We start from the raw sequence: 16850 nt of genomic DNA, 5'->3' as shown, positions 1-16850 counted from the left end.
CTAATCAGCGTAAACTTAAATGACCTTACTTCTCTTATTATGGTTATTTTTTTGCTGTAATATTAATTTCATGAATCTAACTATGTAACTTAATGCTTTAAATTGGCAGATAGATACCCCTGTAAATCATGAGTATAAACCAATCCTTACAAAAAATTTGATAATTAACACTAAGAAAATATTAAATAATTTAATAAAAACAAATCATCATAATAATCATATCTTTTGTTCTACCTTAGTATAAGAATGATTTAGTGCCTTTTAACTAGATTCCAACCTTAAACATATTTAATTGCCGCATTTTAATTTTATTTTTTGCAGAAAATAAAGCCGCAACAATAACCGTTCTTAAACAAAACAATATTATGGGCTTATTTGATTTTATGATGGTGGAGATAGCTATGGATTTAGGAACAGCTAATACTTTAATAATATATAACGGAAAAATCGTTGTTGACAGTCCTTCTATTGTAGCCAGAGATATTAGAAACGGAAAAATTATCGCTGTAGGCAAGGAAGCCAGTTTAATGCAGGGAAAGACACACGAAAATATTAAAACAATCCGACCACTTAAGGATGGGGTTATTGCCGATTTTGATGCCTCTGAGAAAATGATTAGTTGGTTTATAAAAAATATACCTGAACTAAAGAAAAGTTTTTTCACTCCCGCATTACGAATGGTTGTGTGTATTCCGAGTGGTATTACCGAGGTTGAAATGAGAGCCGTAAAAGAATCCTGTGAACGGGTAAACGGGAAAGAAGTATTTTTAATTCATGAGCCTATGGCTGCTGCTATCGGAATTGGTTTAGATGTGATGCTCCCAAAAGGAAATCTTATTGTTGATATTGGAGGAGGAACTACAGAAATTGCAGTTATTGCACTTGGAGGAATAATTTGTGACAAATCGATAAAAATTGCAGGGGATGTTTTTACCAATGATATCTTGTATTATATGAGAACACAACACAATTTGTATATTGGAGATGCTTCTGCAGAGATGATAAAAATTGAGGTTGGCGCTGCAATGGAAGAACTTGAGGAAGCTCCTGATGATATGTTGGTTCGTGGAAGAGATTTACTTACGGGGAAACCAAAAGAAATAAAAGTTAGCTATAGGGAGATTGCAAAAGCATTGGATAAATCAATACAAAGAATAGAAGATGCAATAATGGTAACACTTTCATTAACACCACCAGAACTTTCTGCCGACATTTATAATACCGGATTATATCTGGCAGGAGGAGGCGCAATGTTACGTGGTCTTGATAAAAGAATATCTCAGAAAACGGATTTACCAGTATATATTGCAGAAGATCCGTTAAGAGCCGTGGTTATTGGTACTGGAACTGTCTTAAAAGATATAGCTAAGTATAAAAGCGTACTTATAAAATAGTAGGAATCAAAAAAAAAAATCATACAATACCATAATTTTATGGCGTTGTATGATTTTTTTTAAACTTCTTAATAATTTTTAATTCTCACAGAAAGAACCTATTTGCTTTAAATGTTTCTCTGTTTGGTATTTATTAAAGTTATCCCATTTAGGAGGGAAGTTTGTTTTTTGTCCGTACATAGAATCCAAGCAAACATTATTGTCTTTGTATTTATCATGTAAGACAGCCAAAATTTTAAAGAAGAATTCATCTAACATTATGATAGCATCAAATTCTGCTTTTAGCGTATTATAATTACTATCAGTAGGATTTATTACTTGCAATAAATTTAAAACTTCATTCTTTTCATCTTCATTAATTTCAGTTAAATAGCCCGTTTTTAAAGTTCTAAAAACTAGATTATTCCATGCTTTACTATCATGTCCCCATTGTACATCGGGTAGGTTTAAAGAATGCTCACAAATTAAAATTATAGAAAAAAGAACATCGTTCAAGTACTGCGCTGGAAACTCATCAAAACTTCTGAATTCAAAACCACTTTGGTACATTTTTTCCTGATTAAAATCAAGACCAACTTCCGAAAGCATTTCATATTCCATATCAGCTTCAACCTGATCACGCCACCAAACATTTTCTTCTTTTTCAAATTTTAGTAATTTTCTAAAATCATCTACTTTATAAGTCAGAATTTTTCCTTTTGGCATCGCTTTATTATAAGTTCCTACACCTATATAACGAGACATTGCATTGCGCATAGAGCCCAAAGTAAATTTTTTGTCCATACTATAAGTATCACTTATCACTCCCATAATATCTGGACTTCCAAGAGTAGCTATAAAAAATGGTTCAAACCATTGCAACAAATAAATAGCATTGGCATGTGTCTTTTCAAATTCATTATAATCTACAATTCTGCTATCTTCTGTTAATGACGGCAAAGTAATATGAAAATGGTACGTTCCGTTATTAAACAAAACCAAATTTTCCTGATTGGTCATAAACATATTAAGTCCATTGTTATAATCCGGAAAGTTTAATTTTCCGTTTAATACACGTGATTCATTAATTTTATCAATGAATAACTTTTTGGTAGCTTTTAGTTCTTTGCACGAATCGGCTATTGTTCTGTTTTCAAAATATTTAGTTACAAATTCGATAGAATCACCATCAAAATGAACAGAACCCATTGTTTTGTTTCTTTGAGTAATCATACTCTGAATATTGTACGGTTGATCCTCAAGGAAAAGTTCCATGATAGACTTTCCAAGATAATCAGGATTCTCAAGTGGTTCTGCGATCACCTCACCATTTTCAGTATCAATTAATGGTTTTATTGGTGATAATGTTTTGTGTTGATAGTTTATATCAAGTTTTTCCAGAGAATGACTATTCATCATTCGGCTTACTTTATAGCTTTCATTTAATCCAAAAGCTTTTTTTAAAATAGGAGCCAGGCTTTCTGGTTTATAGCATTTTCTATAATCAATACTGTATTTCTCAAATCCAATTTTTTCTTGTATAAATTCACCAGAAACTATTAGGGGGTCTTCAAATTGCAAATAGGTTTCGTTTTCTAATCCAATTCCCCAATAATATTTTTTTGTCTGATTGTCTTTCATTTATACTAATTTTCTTTTTTATGGTTGATAATACTTTTTTTAAGATGATACTTTTTATCCGCAAACAAGAGTCTAATCAGTTTAAATTAGACACAAGAAACCTTGTAACGGATTGAGCATCATTGTTGCCTCCATTATAAAAGTTTTCGTTTACTTTTAAAAATATAGGAAAATATATTTTAGATTTTTTGTACTTGTAGCGACTGATGAATTGAAAAAAAACTAAAATTTTATAATAAGGTTATAAAATTACTATTGTTATTAATCACTTTTATATCAATAATTTAAGCATAAGGATAGCTTAATTACAACTTTTGCTATTCCTAGTATTTTCTAAGTTGCAAAAGTAGTGAATTGTTTTATCATTTCCAAGTTGTTAACACATTGAAAATCAATAAGCTTTTTTTGGATTTAAAAATAAAGTGCAAAAGTTTTTTTATTCATGGTAATAAAACACATAAGAGGAATATAACTCATCATTCCACCAATCTTTTCTATCCTCAGAAAAGTAATTATAATTTAGCTTTCCTGCTTGCGATTGCAGCGGATACACTACCACATCATTTTCACGATATGCCTTATGTAAATCTGTTTCGGGAACAACAGGAACTATATGTCCAGACAGTCCTTTTTCCCTTCTTTTGGCACAAATCATTCCGATTCCACCATTTGCATTTACTTTTTCCTGAATTTCATCAACAGAAAACATTCTTTCCCAACCAAAACTGGCTCCCCATTGTAAAAACCAGTCGTGTATTGCACTAGAATAAATGCGATCTACGGTTTGCTCAAAAACAGCTTCCACATCTTGTCCGTTCAATATATTTTCCAGAGCTTCATCAGTCCACCAAACCGTAGGAAGATAAACTTTAGAAAAATAACAATAATCGTAAGAGTACACATTACAATAAGTATCTTCTACAGTTCTTTGATATCTAATATTTTTTTCAACATCTAATTTATCTATCAGTCGGGCAATACTTTCTTTTTTACTAGCAACATCCGTTAAATCTCTATAAGGAATGCTAGAATCATAAAGAGGTGTTTCCTTCATTTCCATAGAATCTAACCTGGATTCTGGATTGGGTAATAAATCAGCTTTTATTATTATATTATTCGGTATAGGATTATCCTCTAAAGGTAATGATGCTATTGATATGGTATTTTGTTCCATCTTGACTGCTTAAAATTAATCGGCTTAACCTACTCAAATTTACTATTCGTGTAATCGGGTTTTATCACCAAAAAAGTAAATATAAGTATTTTTAACTTTTTAAACGGTTATAGAAACGTACAAATTATGAAAACATTAGGATTAATTTGGTTAGCATGATTACATATAATGCTTTAAATATAGTAATTATGTCTGGGCAACATTAATTCTTTTCTTATCAATGATAATTAATGTTTTATTATTAATTTTATAGTATATACAGCTATTGATTTATTTTAATGCTCCGAGTGAAACGAACAAACGCAGTAATTGTAAATCAAGTTATTTCACATTAATAACCCATAAATCAATTTAGTCATGCATTTAAAAGGAAAAGAAAAATACTTCTGGAGAAGCAACTTTGATATTGGAAATCTTGCTGCTATACCATCAGAAATAGATGGTTATAAGGCTATTGATACCGAACTCGATGATGACTTTTTGTTTACAATGACATCTAGAATACCATCTATTCATCGGCTTTATTTTAAATTTAATCTCATAACCGATGAAGGAGTAAGGCATATTAGTAACATTAAAAACTTACGGGAACTTACTCTAAGAGAGCATGAAAAGATCACAAATAAATCTATACCATATCTTAATAAATTAGTCGATTTAGAATACTTAGATATCTTAAAAACAGAAATTCATTTAGAAGATTTACCAGGATTATTTAACCTTCAAAAATTAAAAGAATTGTATGTTTCTTCCGAAAACATTGATAGAGAATACCTTTTGGAACACGTTATTACAATGAAAGAAATACTGCCTAATTGTGTTTTGTATATCAATTATGAGACTTATGAATAGCTTATAATTTAAACTGTTTTTACATAGCAACTTCTTCAATTATCCGTTAGTTTGAGGTTAGAGTTTTGCCTATCTTTGCATTTCTAAAAATACCTCATGAATTCCCCTGTAAAAGCCGTTCATCCAATCTATAATCTTCAGTTTGGATTAGTATGTTTAAGTTCCTTACTCTTTTCTGCTAGTTTTAATATGCTAATTCCTGAACTTCCAGAATATTTAAGTAATATGGGTGGGGCAGAATATAAAGGATTAATTGTTGCGCTTTTTACATTAACAGCCGGAATTTCAAGACCATTCAGTGGTCGGTTAACTGATACATTAGGAAGAGTTCCTGTTATGGCAGTCGGATCAATTGTATGCTTTGTTTGCGGAATTCTCTATCCAATTTTAGGAACAGTTTCAGGTTTTTTATTCTTGCGACTAATTCACGGATTTTCTACAGGATTTAAACCTACAGCAACAGCAGCTTATGTTGCCGATATTGTTCCGAGAGAACGTTGGGGCGAAGCGTTGGGCTTACATGGTCTTTGTTTTTCTATCGGAATGGCTTTAGGGCCAGCCATTGGGAGTACAATTAAGATATATTCATCCATGAACATGCTTTTTTATGCATCTTCCGTTTTTGCACTTTTGTCCATCGTCATTTTAATGAATATGAAAGAAACGTTGAAATATAAACAGCGTTTTAGCTTGCATATCCTAAAGATTTCCAGAAAAGATATTATTGCTGTCGAAGTTTTACCAGCGGCTATAGTAACCTTTCTTTCCTATATGGCATATGGTGTGATACTAACATTAATCCCCGATTGGAGTCAGCATTTAGGAATAACCAACAAAGGCCTATTCTTTATGGTTTTTACAATTACATCAGTAATGATTCGTTTTGGAGCAGGAAAAGCTTCTGATAAATATGGTCGTTTACATTTAATTGGGATTGGACTTTTCTTTTTAATAATATCACTAATCATAGTTGGATTTTCAACCTCAATTAGCGGACTTCTAGTAGGAGCAGCAATTTACGGAATTGCCACAGGAATTGTTTCACCTGCACTAAATGCCTGGACAGTCGATATGAGTTTTGCAGATCATAGAGGTAAAGCCATGGCAACTATGTACATTGCCCTTGAAGCAGGAATTGGTCTTGGCGCACTTGTTGCCGGATGGATGTATCAGGATGTAATTGCAAACATTCCAATGCTTATGTACGGCAGTGCATCAATGGTTTTTCTTGCACTTGGATATGTTTGGATGCGATTGCGAAAAGCTGAAAAAATCTAACTTTTTTCATAACGCCAAATAGTACTTACAATACCGTTTATTTAATCATTTCTCGTTGCTTCGATTTTATTGAAGTGTATTTTCATGCACCACAATTTTATTAAACCACTAATTTGTATTCTCGACAAAGATTGTCTATAAGGGAACGCGGATGACACTGATTCGCTAAAGCGAAAACACAGATAAACGCAGATTTTCTCTCGTCCCGCAATGTCGTTAAGTTAATAGATTTTATATTTTACGCAGTTTCACACATCTGAAATCAATCCCGACGCTTCGGGACGTTAGTCAAAATCTTAAATCTTTTTATCATTTTCCCTTAACTTAGTGACATTCCCCAACGGGTTGTTAATAATAATTTAATGAGCTAAATAACCGCAATTATTTTCTAGTATTTACAATATATTTACTTCGCAAAAAACTAAACCAAAATGAAAAAAATCCGTTTATCATTATTATTTACGCTAGCTAATTTGTCTGTTATTTTAGCCCAAACTACCCAACAAGAATTATTTGATACTCCCGAAAAAACTGCTGGTGTACATTACGCTTATCCAGATAAGGATATTGTAGCTTATACACCGTTACCAAAAGGATATGAGGCATTTTATATCAGTCATTTTGGGCGACATGGTTCCCGTTATTTAATAAGTGATAATGATTATAAAGATGTAATTAACCTATTTGAAGATGCTAATAAAAATGGAGCGTTATCTGATTTAGGTAAAGACGCCTTAAAACGATTGCAGGAACTTTGGACAGAAGTAGAATTTAGAGGGGGCGATCTTACGCCATTAGGACAAAGGGAGCAAAGAGGAATCGCTGAACGTATGTATGCGCATTATCCAAAAGTTTTTGCAAAAGATGCTCAAGTCGAAGCCAGTGCCACAACAGTTGTGCGTGTTGTTCTAAGTATGGATGCTTTTAGCGAACGTATTAAAGAACTTAATCCAAGCCTGCAAATTTCTCGAAATGCGGGTATAAAATGGCAACAGTATTTAAACTATCATACAAAAGAAGCAATTGCTTTTAGATCTGCGAAAGACACATGGAAAGAAGAATTCCTAAAATTTGAAGCCAAACATACAAACCCAGATCGTTTGGTAAATTCTCTATTTTCTGATACTGATTATATCGTTAAAAAAGTAAATCCTGACGACCTCATGAAAAAATTATTTGCCATAGCAGGAGGGATGCAAAATACAGAAACAAAACTATCCTTTTATGATTTATTCGAAAAACAGGAATTGTTTGACCTATGGCAAAGTGGCAACTATCGCTTATATGTAAACGATGCAAACTCAGCCCTTAATAACGGAATCATGTTTGAAAATCAAAAACCAACATTAAAAAATATTATGGAAAGTGCCAATAAAATAATTGCTTCTAAAGGAAAAGGAGCAACTCTACGTTTTGCTCATGATGGTAATATAATTCCGTTGGCGATGTTACTTCATTTAGACGGAAGTTATAATAGTATCTCTGATCCTGGTAAATTTTACGAAGCTTGGAGCAACTTTAAAGTAGCACCTATGGCTGGTAACATACAAATTGTATTTTTCAGAAAATCAAAATCTGATGATATTCTTGTAAAATTCCTTCTGCACGAAAAAGAAATCCTTGTTCCAACTATACAAACAGATAAAGCGCCATATTATCACTGGAAAGATGTGGAAGCTTATTATAAGAGTTTGCTTGCTACTTAATTTTATATGATTGTAATAAATAAACTTCTCGCAAAGAAGCAATCCTGAGTCTTCGGGTAATGTCATTAAGTTAAGCAATAATTTTAAAAATGATTTAGGATCTTTGACTAACGTCCCGAAGCGTCGGGATTGATTTCAGAAATATGAAACCGCTTAAAATAGGTGTTTTTTTTATTTATTAACACCAAATCAAAAGTCTACAATCGTTGATCTTAAATCTTAAATCTCTTAACTTAATGGCATCTCATAATGATACAATCATATCATAATGATAGGGATAGAATCTACCAATAAATATCTTATTATTGGCGCAAGCCAAGCAAAGACAGCTTGTAACGCTTACACAGCAACCATAAACCTACATTGGTATGTAATTTGAATATTTCATATTGTATTAGCATTATTAATAAAATCAAAATACGCTAAATTAGATATGAAAACCCGACAACGCACCATAAATTTTTCAGACAACCCCTTTTTATTGTCTGATCCATTCCCAGACAAAACAGCCTTATTATTAGGTATTCAACCAGCTGAGGAATTACTAACTTTCACCATTGAAATCGCCAATGCCAACCATCTATTTTGGATAAAAGAAATTTGCGAAACGACCTTATCATCGGCTATAGCACGGGGAACAGGAATTTCAGGACGTTCTCCAGAAACGCTGGAGGAAAAAATGAAAAAGGGAGAAGCTATTATTGCTTTTGCATCCGACGGAACATGGGCAGGTTTCTCTTTTATCTCTTCTTGGGGTAATGGACAATTTGTTTCTAATTCAGGATTAATAGTCGCTCCACAATTCAGACATACTGGTCTTGCTAAAAGAATTAAAAGAAAAATCTTTTGGCTGAGCCGCCAAAGATATCCTAATGCTAGCATATTTAGTCTAACCACAGGGCTGACCGTAATGAAAATGAATCATGAACTCGGTTTTGAACCCGTTACTTATTCTGAATTAACTACTGACGAACGATTTTGGGAAAATTGCAAATCCTGTATTAATTGCCCCATATTAATGAGTAAAGAAAGGAAAAACTGTTTGTGTACGGCAATGCTTTATAATCCAAAAACAAAACCTAATGAATTTTAAAATATAATCTATTGGTTGTAATTATTTTAACACATAGAAACATAGATTTTGGATTCTCAGAATAGGCGTTTTACTTGTTTAAAATAAACATAGTTCAAATGTATTTCTTTTCGTTGCTCTTTTTTACATATAAAATCTATGTTTCTATGTGTTAAGTATTTTTTTTAGGATCTGAGCGAATATTTAATAAAAAAAACACAAGCTTTAGAAAATTAGGCAAGAGATTAAGTATTGTTTTTTAGGGGTTTATCTTTTGGTTTGTTTGATGATTTCTTTCAATGTTAACCATTGTTCTTCTTTTATGAAATGATCTCCGCTTTCTTGTGTATGATGTCCCGTAAAAAAGATTACGGGCATTATTTTCTGAAATTTCGGGTCATATTCTTCATTCCCGTCTCTGATTACTTTATGGTTTAAAGAGCAGAACAGTTCAATATCGGTTCCGATTTTTCGGGCAATTATATTTTTTACGTCCCAAGAATACCCCCAATACTTTTTCTGATTTTCAATGATAACCGGATTGATATAAAGCAATATTTTGTCTTTTCCTGTTATTAAATCCTGATCCCTAATAGTGTAATCAGCACCATCCTCGTCACCGTTTGTTTCAAACATTTCAGGTTCGGGATCATCATCTAAATTTATAAACCAACGATAATGAAAACCGTCATAATGTTTTGCTTTTTTTATAGTTTTATATTCCGATGAAATCCAGTATTCATTTCCAATTCCCAACGAATCTATCGCCGTTTTACAGATATAATCAGGAATTTTATCGCCTGTAAAATCAACACTTTCTACGCTTTCAATTTTTTCTGTGATGACTTTTCTAAGTTCATCCGTAGCGGGTATCATTTTGGTTTTTATAAAATAAACTGCCGTTGATGAATCTGTAATTACTGATGCTGCATTTTTTTCTTCTTGTTTTATACTGTCAGGCTTTATAAGGTTGTTTTCCTGTTTTACAGTATCCTTACACGAAATTAAAAGTATCGTTAAAAAAATAAAAAGTATAGATTTCTTTTTCATTTATAGGTTTTTAGAGAATTTTTTTAGCCTTAACGTGGGCTTTTTGATGTTTTTGAGTTTCTTTAAATCAATCAAAAATAATAAAAAAGGGTTAAGTTGAGACTAGTCTAAAAAAATAAACCCGATACAAGATCGGGTTCATTATGATTAAGTTTACTTATAAATCAATTTCAATTATTAGCGACTTAATTTTAAGAAAAAAATTAATTTATTCCTCCACCCAGAGCTTTATACAATAATATTTGAGAGTTTACATTCTTTAATTGCATATCGACAAAATCAAGCTCAGCCTGAAGTCTGTTTTTTTGCGCACTGATAATTTCAAGGTAATTAGCATATCCGCTCAAATACAAATCATTCGAAACATTTACAGCAATTTCAAGGTGCTCAATTTCCTTTGATTTATATTCAAGCACATCTTCAAAAGCTTTTGTACGATATAATAAAGCACTCAACTCATTGTAAGCAACAGTGATAGATTTTTGATATTCAAGAAAACTAATTTGCTGTCTTTTATTGGCTGTAAAATATTCATGCTTAATTTGGCCTTTGTTAAATACAGGAGCAGTAATTCCTCCAAGTAATTGCCATGCAAATGATCCGCTATCAAAAAATGTAGAGAAAGAAAAAGAGTTAAATCCAGCATAACCACCCAAGTTTACAGTCGGAAAGAAAGCGGCACGAGCAGATTTAGCATCGGCTTTTGATGCCAGTAATTCAAAATAGGCTTGCGATACATCAGGTCGGTTGTGTATAATAGAATCAACACTTATTTTTTGATTCAAAACTTCAAGATGTCCTGATAAGAATTCTTTACTTCTGGTAATCTTACCACCATATTCTCCCAACAAGGTCAATAAAGCTTTTTCGGTTTGATCAATACTAAGATTTAATTCTTCGGCTTCAGCCAAAATATTATTGTTCTGAGCATTAAATTGCTGTACGGCTAATTCAGTTGCTTTTCCAACAGACCTTTGAGCAGAAACGATATCAAGTGCTCGTTGCTGTGTTTTAAGGTTTTTTTCATAAATAATAGCTTGTTTATCTAATGCTATCAGTTTATAATACAGTTCGGCAACATCGCTCAAAAGTCTGGTTTGTAATAATCTCATTCCTTCTTGTGAAGCAAAAAATCGCTGACGAGCAGCCTTTTTCCGATTGCTTAATTTTCCCCATATATCGGCTTCCCAAGATACTTTTCCGCCTAAAAACAAGTTAGGAGTAAGATCTGTATTGATTCTTTGTTTTTCTGATATATTCTGAGAAAAATTGGTATCAAAGTTTCCTACGCCATCCATTGTATATTTACCATAACGCGTCCCCGAAATATCAGCTCCCAAATCAAATGATGGGAGCAAAGCCAGTTTAGCAACTTTTAGATGAGAATTTGCTATCAGAATTCTTTCTTGCATTGCCAAATAATCAGGATTTTGAGCAATAACGATATCTAATATTTTTTCTAACTCAGGATCTTTAAAATACGTTTCTGTTTTTACAGGAATAAAAACTTGCAGACTGTCTGTTGTTTTTTTACGATTAACATCAAAGTTCTCTGGCAATGTTTTGGCCTTTTGCTGTTCTGCCACTTTAGGCGCAGAACAAGCAAAGAGTAACGTGGTAAATACAACTGGCAAAATATACATTGCTTTTCTTCCTTCGAAACTTACTGAAGGGGTTGTATTTTTATAGAATTTATTAAGTGAATTTTTCATTGTTTAAATTTGTTTTTTCGAAGCTTTTTCAAGTTTTGCGAATAGTATATAAAGACCAGGGATGATTAAAAGACCAAAAACAGTCCCGATAAACATTCCTCCAGCTGCCGCAGTACCAATAGAACGGTTACCGATTGCACCCGCACCAGAAGCTATACATAAAGGAATAAGTCCGGCAATAAAGGCAAATGATGTCATTAAGATAGGTCTAAAACGAAGTCTGGCACCTTCTATAGCAGCTTCGGTTATACCTTGTCCTAGTTTATTTTGAGCCATGGCAAACTCCACAATCAAAATGGCATTTTTGGCCAGTAGTCCTATAAGCATTACCAAGGCAACCTGGGCATAAATATTATTATCTAACCCGACAGCGAGAAGTGCAAGATAAGAACCAAAAACACCTACAGGAAGTGATAAAAGCACAGGGAAGGGTAGTAGCAAACTTTCATATTGAGCGGCAAGTAATAAGTAAACAAACAACAAACACAAAGCAAAAATGTATATCGTTTGGTTTCCAGAGAGGATTTCTTCTCGAGTCATTCCTGACCATTCTAATTCAAATTTACCCGGGAGTTTTTCGGCAGCAATTTTCTCTACAGCTGCAATGGCTTCTCCAGAACTAAAACCTGGAGCAGGTTCACCATTGATCATCGCCGACATATACATATTATAACGCGTAAGAACTTCTGGGCCATAAACACGCTCTAATTTTACGAATGTAGAAAACGGAACCATTTCGCCTGCATCATTCTTAAGATACATATCTAGTATGCTTTCAGGATTTTTTCTGAACTGCGGACTTGCTTGTACCATTACTTTATACATCTGAGAAAAACGAATAAAGTTTGTAGCATAAAACGATCCCAACATTGTTTGTAAAGTCGACATAGCATTATCTACCGAAACGCCTTTTTTTGCTGCAAGATCATAATCAATATGTATCATATATTGAGGGAAAGTAGCATCAAAACTCGTAAATGAATTTTGTATTTCGGGCGTGGCATTTAGTTCCTTTATAAAGTTTTTAGTAACTTCATCAGTATTACTAATTGGGCCTCCGGTTTTATCTAGTAAACGGAGTTCGAAACCACTTGTATTACCAAATCCAGGAACTGTAGGCGGAGCAAAAACTTCAATTTGCGCATCTGAAATGCCTTTTGTTTTCTCTGTTAATTTTGCAATAAAGTCGTTTACAGATATATCTCGATTACTCCAATCTTTTAGGTTAATCATTCCCATACCGTAAGATGCACCAGCGATTTCGGTAATAATACTATAACCAGCAAGTGTAGTAACATTATCTACACCTTCTATTCCTTTTGCAATACGAGTTACTTCGTCTAGCACTTTTTCTGTACGTTCTACAGTAGCACCTTGTGGTGTAGTTACACTAACATATACCATTCCCTGATCTTCAGAAGGTATAAATCCTGAAGGTAAAAGAGCAGATGTACCCCAAGTAAGAATACAAAACAAAACCAAAATTCCTATGGTAACAGAGCTACGATCTGCAAGTTTAGAAAGTACTCTGATATATTTTGAAGTAATTTTGTCAAACCATTTATTAAATCGATAAAAGAAACGATCTAGCAATGATGTTTTCTCTTTGTTTGGATCATGTTTTCTAAGCATTATAGCACATAGAGCAGGAGTAAGCGTAAGTGCATTTACACCCGAAATTACAATACTTATAGCCATAGTAAGCGAGAATTGCCTATAGAAAACCCCAACAGGCCCGCTAAGGAAAGCTACAGGAATAAATACAGCAGCCATTACAATAGTAATTGCAATAATGGCACCAGTGATTTCTTTCATCGCACTTGTGGTGGCGGGTAAAGGATCCATATGTTCTTCCGTAATTTTAACGTGTACGGCTTCGACGACTACAATGGCATTATCGACGACAATTCCTATCGATAGTACTAAAGCAAAAAGCGTAAGAAGGTTTATAGAAAAGCCCATCATCGACATAAAAGTAAATGAACCAATTAGAGCTACAGGCACTGCCAATACTGGTATAAGTGTAGAACGCCAGTCTTGTAGGAATATAAAAACAACAAAGGCTACAAGAAGAAATGCTTCTACAAGAGTTACTAAAACTTCGTCTATAGATGCATCAAGAAAACGAGAAACATCATAAGCAATATTATAATTCATTCCCGGAGGAAATGAACTTCCTTTTAGTTCGGCCATTTTTGCTTTTACGCTGGCAATTACTTCAGAGGCATTAGAACCGGGTCTTTGCTTAAGCATAATCGAAGCCGAAGGTTTTCCGTCAGTCTTAGAAACCATTCCGTAGCTCATAGATCCCAATTCTATTTTTGAGATATCCTTCAGTTTTAAGATAGTACCATCAGAATTGGCTCTTAGTGGTATTTCTTCATACTGTTTAGGCTCATAGAATTTTCCTCCGTATTTAATAACATATTGAACGTGACTGTCCAGTTGTCCTGAACCCTCTCCAACTTTACCCGGAGCAGCAGATATATTTTGCTTTTGCAATGAGTTTATAACTTCGTTTGCCGAAATATTATAAGACAGCATCTTTTGTGGATCAAGCCATACTCGCATCGAATATTCTTTCTGCCCCATAATTTCTGCACGTCCAACACCATCAATACGCTTTAATTCCTGAAGAATATTAATATCTGTAAAATTGAAGATAAACTGTTCGTCCTGAATCTTATCCGTACTAGTAACATTTAAGTACATCAACATACTGTTAACTTCCTTCTCGGTAGTTACCCCGGCACGTATAACCTCTTCGGGAAGTTCATCCAGAATTGTGGTAACCCTGTTTTGTACGTTTACCGCGGCCAGATCGGGATCGGTTCCTACTTCAAAAAATACTTGAATCAGTGTTAAACCATCGTTTGATGTAACTGTAGACATATAAGTCATTCCCGGCACACCATTTATGGCTCGTTCCAAAGGAAGCGCAACTGCATTGGCAGAAACCTCGGCATTAGCACCAGTATATTTTGCTGTAACTGTTACCGATGGCGGAACGATATCTGGAAATTGTGTTATAGGTAACTGGAATAAAGCTAATATTCCGAGCAAAACTATCATAACCGAAATGATTAATGATAATATTTTTCTTTTGATAAACATCTCTATCATTTTATATCTTTTTAATTGTAATTAAGTGATTGATTACAAGCTTGCGCTTTGCATTTGTTTTATATTGATTTTATCTCCGTCTCTCAGTGATTGAGTACCTTCTTGTACGATAAGATCATTCTTTTTCAACCCTTTATTTAAGATATATACATCATCTAGAGTGCTAGCAATGGTAATATTGGTCATTTTTACGATACCCTCTTTGTTTACAACAAATACAAATTGTTTATCCTGAATAGAGAAAACTGCTTTATGAGGAATAAGCATAACATTGGTTCTTGGCTCAGAAATAATCAATTTTCCTGATGTTCCATGTTTTATAAAACCTTGCGGATTATTAAATTTAGCTTTGTATTGGATAGAACCCGTTTGCCTGTCGATCTCTCCATCGGCAGTTTTAAGTTCACCTTGTTGGTCATATACCATTCCGTTTGGTAATACCAGTTTTATATCCCCTTTAGTATTCAGGCTTTTATCTGCCATCATCTGGAAATAAATATTCTCTGGTATAGAGAAATAAGCATATACATCGTCTAACTGAGAAAGTGTAGTTAGGAGCGAACCGTTTTCGACAAGACTTCCTTCCTTAAACGGAATACGATCTATTGTACCATCAAATGGAGCTCTTAATGTGGTAAAACTTATTTGCTGATTAATCGATTTTTTCTCAGCAGCAGCATGAGCAACTTTGGCTGTAGCCGCATCATGTTTTGCCTTAGATAATTCTAATTCCTGATTTGCAATTACCTTTTTATTAAAAAGAGTTTGTGCTTGCTCAAGCTCCACATTTGCCATTCTTAGGTCTGCCAACATGCTTTTGTAAACAGCATCAGCTTTTATAAGTTGTATTTGTAATTCGGCATCGCTAATCTTAAAAAGGATTTGTCCTTTTTTTACCTTTTGTCCTTCACTAACATACACTTTATCTAATAATCCTGGTATACGTACATGGATTTCAACATTATTTTTGGCGTGAACATCTGCAACAAATCGGTTAGAAACTACAGTATCTCTTAAAGTTATCTTGTAAACTGGTAGTGTTTTTATATTGGCAGAGTCTTTTTGGGCTTTATCTCCGCAAGAGGTTAGAAATATTAACGATAAACCGTACAACAGGAATTGTTTTTTACTAATAATCATGATTAATTTTTAAGGTATTATATAAATATGTTGCCTCCCAAATAATGATTTATAGGGAGTTGCAAATGAGAAAATATTGAATATGGAAGTGTATCGTGTATTCCCTGGTGAGAGAATATCGTTCGTTAAGAATTATTTTTATAAGTTATAACCCCTTTATAATAATGAAAAACATTATTACAAAAGAGACTTCATATAAAAATACACAATCTTAAAATCTAGAAAAGTTGATATAAGTGTAGGTGAGTATGTCGCTGATTTTCATATATAGTAGCGATACTATAAATAACATTGTCCTTTAAAACCTTAAAGTGAACTAACTGGGTGTAGTAATCTTTTTTTAAGGCACTTGATTCAGAACTTACAATGCGATTTTTTATCTTTTTGATTATAAAATGCACGTCCAAATCATTAGACATTGATAGAGTTGAAGATACAGTCTCTAAAATATGCTCTTGTCCATTATAATTATCTAGTTCAAAAGAGTATTTGTAAAATTCCGTGCTACCTAAAAGGGAAAGCAAGAATAATAAAATAACAGATATAAACTTAATATGTTTCATAGGTAAATAGGCAGATACTTTTCTTTTTTAGTATCTAAATAAATAGTCTTATAAGTGATAAGCCGCCAAATATAATACTTTGCAAAATTAATGTTTATTAAATTTTCTTTAAAAAAACATGATTTAAAAGTTATCAATAGTTAATTAACTAATTCATAGCATTTTT

General features: G+C 33.1%; 11 protein-coding genes. 5 read left to right on the top strand and 6 right to left on the bottom strand.

All coding sequences use genetic code 11. The annotated features are described in order from the left end of the window. The first annotated feature begins 365 nt into the window (after positions 1-365). A complete protein-coding gene (locus OA93_RS05275; RefSeq protein ID WP_039112085.1) occupies positions 366-1394 on the top strand; it encodes a rod shape-determining protein in 1029 nt (342 codons plus the stop codon). Positions 1395-1472: 78 nt separating this feature from the next. Here the strand turns inward: OA93_RS05275 and OA93_RS05270 are convergent, their stop codons facing one another. Then, positions 1473-3014: a hypothetical protein gene (locus OA93_RS05270; protein ID WP_039112084.1), complete on the bottom strand. Its 1542-nt coding sequence runs from the start codon at positions 3012-3014 to the stop codon at positions 1473-1475. Positions 3015-3450: 436 nt separating this feature from the next. Continuing rightward, positions 3451-4188, bottom strand: a complete 738-nt coding sequence (locus OA93_RS05265) for a hypothetical protein (protein ID WP_039112083.1) — start codon at positions 4186-4188, stop codon at positions 3451-3453. A gap of 357 nt (positions 4189-4545) precedes the next feature. On the opposite strand from OA93_RS05265, the gene OA93_RS05260 reads away from it, so the two are divergent. The 4 genes from OA93_RS05260 (at position 4546) to OA93_RS05245 (ending at position 9117) form a co-directional block, all read left to right on the top strand. Then, a complete protein-coding gene (locus tag OA93_RS05260; RefSeq protein WP_039112082.1) occupies positions 4546-5040 on the top strand; it encodes a hypothetical protein in 495 nt (164 codons plus the stop codon). Positions 5041-5136: 96 nt separating this feature from the next. Further along, positions 5137-6318 carry an MFS transporter gene (locus OA93_RS05255; RefSeq protein WP_039112081.1) on the top strand — a complete coding sequence of 394 codons (1182 nt, stop codon included), beginning with the start codon at positions 5137-5139 and terminating at the stop codon, positions 6316-6318. A 431-nt stretch (positions 6319-6749) separates the two neighbouring features. Then, on the top strand, positions 6750-8024 hold the full coding sequence (locus OA93_RS05250) for a histidine-type phosphatase (protein WP_039112080.1): 1275 nt from the start codon (positions 6750-6752) through the stop codon (positions 8022-8024). A 433-nt stretch (positions 8025-8457) separates the two neighbouring features. Continuing rightward, entirely contained in the window at positions 8458-9117 is a 660-nt protein-coding gene (locus OA93_RS05245; protein ID WP_240474671.1) for a GNAT family N-acetyltransferase, read from the top strand. Between the two features lie 246 nt (positions 9118-9363). Here OA93_RS05245 and OA93_RS05240 read toward each other — a convergent pair whose 3' ends face one another. The 4 genes from OA93_RS05240 to OA93_RS05225 all read right to left on the bottom strand — a co-directional run bounded on the left by OA93_RS05240 (position 9364) and on the right by OA93_RS05225 (position 16121). Further along, positions 9364-10146 (bottom strand): hypothetical protein, encoded by a 783-nt coding sequence (locus OA93_RS05240; protein WP_039112079.1) that lies wholly within the window; start codon positions 10144-10146, stop codon positions 9364-9366. A gap of 203 nt (positions 10147-10349) precedes the next feature. Next, positions 10350-11858 (bottom strand): TolC family protein, encoded by a 1509-nt coding sequence (locus OA93_RS05235; protein WP_082001771.1) that lies wholly within the window; start codon positions 11856-11858, stop codon positions 10350-10352. 3 nt (positions 11859-11861) lie between these two features. Beyond that, entirely contained in the window at positions 11862-14981 is a 3120-nt protein-coding gene (locus OA93_RS05230) for an efflux RND transporter permease subunit (RefSeq protein ID WP_039112078.1), read from the bottom strand. 33 nt (positions 14982-15014) lie between these two features. Continuing rightward, complete coding sequence (locus OA93_RS05225) at positions 15015-16121, bottom strand: efflux RND transporter periplasmic adaptor subunit (RefSeq protein WP_039112077.1); 1107 nt, start codon at positions 16119-16121, stop codon at positions 15015-15017. Positions 16122-16850: the final 729 nt, after the last annotated feature.

Source organism: Flavobacterium sp. KMS (genome assembly GCF_000813005.1).
In the GTDB taxonomy this organism is placed as follows: domain Bacteria; phylum Bacteroidota; class Bacteroidia; order Flavobacteriales; family Flavobacteriaceae; genus Flavobacterium.
Note: the sequence above shows the minus strand (reverse complement) of the source record. Positions and strands in the feature narration are given on the sequence as shown.